Below are 3,566 nucleotides of genomic sequence, written 5' to 3'. Positions count from 1 at the left end.
CATAACCGCGCGTATTTGACTTCATTCGATCGAAGAAATCCGTCACGACTTCCGCTAAAGGCATCTCATAAATTACCGTGGTTCGTCCTTTGGTAAGATATTTCATGTCCTTGAATTCACCGCGTCTGTTTTGACACAGTTCCATCAATGTGCCGACGTATTCTTCGGGAGTAATCATCTCCAATTTGACGTAGGGTTCCTCGATCTTTTGGCGATGATTGGGATCGGGAAGCGTACTGGGATTATCGATATAAGTTTCTTTACCCTGAATATCCGTGACTCGATAAACTACCGACGGTGCGGTGGTAATTAGATCGAGATTATATTCTCTCTCCAGTCGTTCTTGGACGATTTCCATGTGTAATAGTCCCAAGAATCCACACCGGAAACCAAATCCCATCGCGCTCGAAGTTTCTGGCTCGTATTTGAGCGCCGCATCATTGAGCCGCAATTTATCCAACGCATCGCGCAACTCTGGATACTGATCCGCATCTGTCGGAAATAAGCCACAAAATACCATCGGCTTAGCTTCGGCATAACCATCGAGAGCTGTGGCTGCCGGATTGCTCACCATCGTAATCGTATCGCCTACCCGCGCATCGCCTACAGCTTTAATCGATGCGGCGAAATAACCTACTTCGCCAGCGTGTAGCTCGTCTACTTCTACCTGCATGGGTGAGAGAATACCAAGTTCGTCGATGACATATTCTTTGCCACTTGCCATCAGGCGGACTTTATCGCCCCTTTTGACACTGCCATCCATCACGCGGAAATAGACGATGACGCCGCGATAGCTGTCGTAGTAACTGTCAAAAATCAAGGCGCGTAAGGGTTCGTTAATCGTATCTCGCGGTGGTGGGACTAATAGCACCACCGATTCCAAAATTTCCTGAATCCCGATCCCTTGCTTGGCGGAAGTCAAAATCGCCCCGCTACAATCCAACCCGATAATCTCCTCGATTTCCGCACGTACCCGCTCCGGCTCGGCTCCAGGTAAATCGATCTTATTGAGCACGGGGATAATCTCTAAATTGCTCTCCAATGCCAGGTAAACATTCGCCAAGGTTTGCGCCTCTACACCCTGAGAAGCATCGACTACTAATAAAGCTCCTTCGCAAGCTAACAGGCTCCGAGACACCTCATAAGAGAAGTCTACATGTCCGGGAGTATCGATCAGATTCAGCACGTACTCTTGACCGTCTAGGGCGGTATAATTCATCCGCGCTGCCTGGAGCTTGATCGTAATTCCCCGCTCCCGCTCCAAATCCATATTGTCGAGAAACTGTTCCTTCATTTCTCGATTGCTAACTGTACCTGTATCCTGCAACAATCGATCGGCTAAAGTAGATTTACCATGATCGATGTGAGCGATGATCGAAAAGTTGCGAATTCGCGAAACGGGCACATTGGTCATAATCAAGTCTGAGGATGTGGAGAATGTAGAGAAGAGCTAAATGTAGTGATGGTGGTAGGCAATACCGTATGATTCATCAGTTTAGCGCAAGCCTCTAGCAAACAGTGAGGTTCTAGACCAACAACTTTATTTTATCTATAGAAGTACTTCAATACCTACCCACCTCCAACCATCAAGCAGGTAGATCGAGTTTAACAAGCCTCATTCTCTCATCACCGCTGCATCATTCTAATCAACTCGATCGAAATACCCTCCAGCACTAGCACGCACACATACATCTAGTTATGTAGCGTCAATAAGTCTGGCTCGTGCCAATAGCAATTATCTAGAAGTTCATCGAGGCAGCGATTTGTTGAATTAACAAATCGAGCTAAAAAAATAAAGTAGCAACCATGAACGGTCGCTACTTTATTTCTAGATAATAAATCCTAGTAGATTTATAGAATTAATTTACGCAGGTAGTAAAACTGAATCAATAATGTGAATAACGCCGTTATCAGCAGCAACATCAGGTGTTGTAACTGTGGCATCATTAATCTTGACACCGTTAGCAGCATCAATTTTTACTTCCGAACCTTCAACAGTCTTTGCTGATTTAAGTTTAACGACATCAGCAGCCATTACTTTACCAGCAACAACGTGATAAGTTAGGATCTTTGTGAGCTTAGGAATATCTTTGAGTAAGGCTTCGATCGTGCCTGCTGGCAATTTTGCAAACGCTTCATCAGTAGGTGCAAATACAGTGAAAGGCCCTGCACCCTTTAAAGTATCGACCAATCCAGCCGCTTTGACTGCTGCAACTAATGTGGTAAAAGAACCTGCGCCAACGGCGGTATCAACTATGTCAGCCATGTGTTTACCTAATGTATTTTGTTTGCTTACTTTCAATGTAACGTACTTTTAACAAAAAAAGCAAACATTAAAATTTCAATTTATCAGTATCAAATGCTGCTATTTTTTTAGCGGTAGCAATAATCAAAATAACATCATTTACGATACATTCTAAAATCTCTATCTTTTGATAGAGATCTAAGCATAAGTATCTTTGTCTAAAACTCAGAGTGCCTGACAGTCGCGTGACGACCTCGCACTTCGGCAAGCTCAGTGACCACTCTCACCCATCACTAAATCGATTATCCTAAATTCATTCCAGTCATGAGATTTGTCGTCTATTTCTAACTGGCTACGATCGACTGACAAACAACCTTCGTTGGCGAAGCCTCTCCTACTGGAGAATCGCTTCATGCAAATTCGATATCAACTCATCTCAGCTATCGCCTTCTGTCGGACAGCCTGGGATTGCAGGTACTTCTGCCCAATAGCCGCCTTCGTTGGCGAAGCCTCTCCCCTGGAGAATCGCTTCATGGACGATTACGGTTAGTTTCATTAGTCGATCGGTAAAATATCCACTTTATTTTAACACTGCTAAGACTACATGCGAAGCTCAATCCTAGACAGAGATTCGTTCGTTATGAACGGAACGAGCGAAGTCAAAAACTTTCGATAGATTCTCTTCTGGTAAAGCTGATACGATTCGGCAGAGCCGACGCTACGCGAACGCTTGAATTTTCTCTGCTATCGGCACCCAAGTTTTAGAAGCAGATCGCCATACAGGGTGAATAATCTAGCAGAATCAGTTTTAGGCTGAACTATCCAGCCGATATCGATTTAATTCATTCCTGTTAAGTGTCTTAGGATAACGTCGAGCTTACCGTTCATTTGGGCACTAACTTCTTCGAGTTTGCCGTTCATTTGGGCACTAACTTCTTCGAGCTTTTGCTCTATGCGTTGGTTACTTTGCTTGACTCCATCAACCTCGACGGCTAAACTGTCGATTTTGTAATGGAGTTCCGTCATGTCTTGGTAGACTCGATCGAACGATCGCCGAATGTAATCATTAGGTACAGTGGTGCGTTCGATCCGAGATAGCCGCTCTTCCAATCTAGCTAGTCTTGCTTCTATGCCTCTATCTTCTGGTTCGTTTGCCTGGGTCATGATGCAACAAAAATCGACAAATCCTGTGATGTCTCAATTTTAGCATTGGGTCTGGAAAAATTGGCTCTGAACAGTCGATCGAACATAAATATGATTACCTCCGGTAGGCTACGCCAACGACCTTTACCCCCACCCACATATTCGCCTGTACGGGTTC

4 protein-coding genes are annotated in these 3,566 nt (G+C 44.6%); all 4 read right to left on the bottom strand.

The features are described 5' to 3' along the window. Positions 1 to 1,414, bottom strand: a 1,414-nt coding sequence (gene lepA, locus RMO52_RS12245; protein WP_310414487.1) for a translation elongation factor 4, incomplete at its 3' end; no start/stop codon positions are given. A 450-nt stretch (positions 1,415 to 1,864) separates the two neighbouring features. Beyond that, positions 1,865 to 2,266, bottom strand: coding sequence for a fasciclin domain-containing protein (locus RMO52_RS12240; RefSeq protein ID WP_309741108.1), 402 nt, complete (start codon positions 2,264 to 2,266; stop codon positions 1,865 to 1,867). A gap of 415 nt (positions 2,267 to 2,681) precedes the next feature. After that, complete coding sequence (locus tag RMO52_RS24720) at positions 2,682 to 2,801, bottom strand: type II toxin-antitoxin system HicB family antitoxin (protein ID WP_396134960.1); 120 nt, start codon at positions 2,799 to 2,801, stop codon at positions 2,682 to 2,684. 281 nt (positions 2,802 to 3,082) lie between these two features. Further along, complete coding sequence (locus RMO52_RS12235; protein WP_309741107.1) at positions 3,083 to 3,409, bottom strand: hypothetical protein; 327 nt, start codon at positions 3,407 to 3,409, stop codon at positions 3,083 to 3,085. Between the last annotated feature and the right edge of the window lie 157 nt (positions 3,410 to 3,566).

Source organism: Chamaesiphon sp. OTE_8_metabat_110 (genome assembly GCF_031382685.1).
Lineage (GTDB): Bacteria > Cyanobacteriota > Cyanobacteriia > Cyanobacteriales > Chamaesiphonaceae > Chamaesiphon.
The sequence above is the reverse complement of the archived record's forward strand: the minus strand, read 5'-3'. Positions and strand labels throughout refer to the sequence as shown.

Bases quoted from the DNA above. Each gene is read 5' to 3' on its own strand.
- RMO52_RS12235 (WP_309741107.1), bottom strand. From the start codon at position 3,409: ATGACCCAGGCAAACGAACCAGAAGATAGAGGCATAGAAGCAAGACTA.
- RMO52_RS24720 (WP_396134960.1), bottom strand. From the start codon at position 2,801: ATGAAACTAACCGTAATCGTCCATGAAGCGATTCTCCAGGGGAGAGGC.
- RMO52_RS12240 (WP_309741108.1), bottom strand. From the start codon at position 2,266: ATGGCTGACATAGTTGATACCGCCGTTGGCGCAGGTTCTTTTACCACA.